This is a genomic window from Kitasatospora saccharophila (genome assembly GCF_039529925.1).
GTDB lineage: Bacteria > Actinomycetota > Actinomycetes > Streptomycetales > Streptomycetaceae > Kitasatospora > Kitasatospora saccharophila.
Genome location: NZ_BAAANS010000203.1, coordinates 1 through 524 on the forward strand (window position 1 = coordinate 1; position 524 = coordinate 524).

Annotated in this window: 1 protein-coding gene; it reads right to left on the minus strand. The window is 69.8% G+C overall.

Features of this window, described 5'->3' with window-relative positions:
* Window positions 1-524 (minus strand): hypothetical protein (locus ABD345_RS40175; RefSeq protein ID WP_425556974.1); only part of this gene is annotated, 524 nt, incomplete at both ends.

Genomic DNA, 524 nt, shown 5'->3' on the forward strand with positions numbered 1-524 from the left:
GGGCGGGAGATCGACGAAAAGCTTGGCCAGGCCTGCGAGCGCGGCCTTCAGCGGTACGCCGGCGTACAGGGCGCTGCCGACCTTCGCACTCCCGGGCTGGAGGTCGATCACGCGCGTCGAGTCGAGGTCCTGGCTGAAGAAGCCGCTGGTGGTGTCGGTGAAGCGCACGCCGGCCTGGATCAGCACGTCCGCGGTCTCCACCGCCTGCTTCGTCGCGGGCCGGCTGAAGGCGCCGAAGTACGTGCCGGCGAAGCGCGGATCCGACTCGTCGACGAGGCCCTTGGCCATCGCCAGGTCGGCGTACGGGAGGTTGCTCTCGGCAAGCAACAGGTCGAGCTCGTGCTGCGCGCCATACCGGTCGACCAGGTGGTCCGCGAGAACCACCGCGGTCTGCGCCCTCTCCAGAACGATCTGCGCGTGCCGCAAGAAGCCCTGCAGGGCTTCCTCGTCCACCGGCAGTTCCACGGAGTCCAGCGGCAGCTCGGAGACCGCAGCGTCGATCGGCGCGGTGGCCACATCGGCGG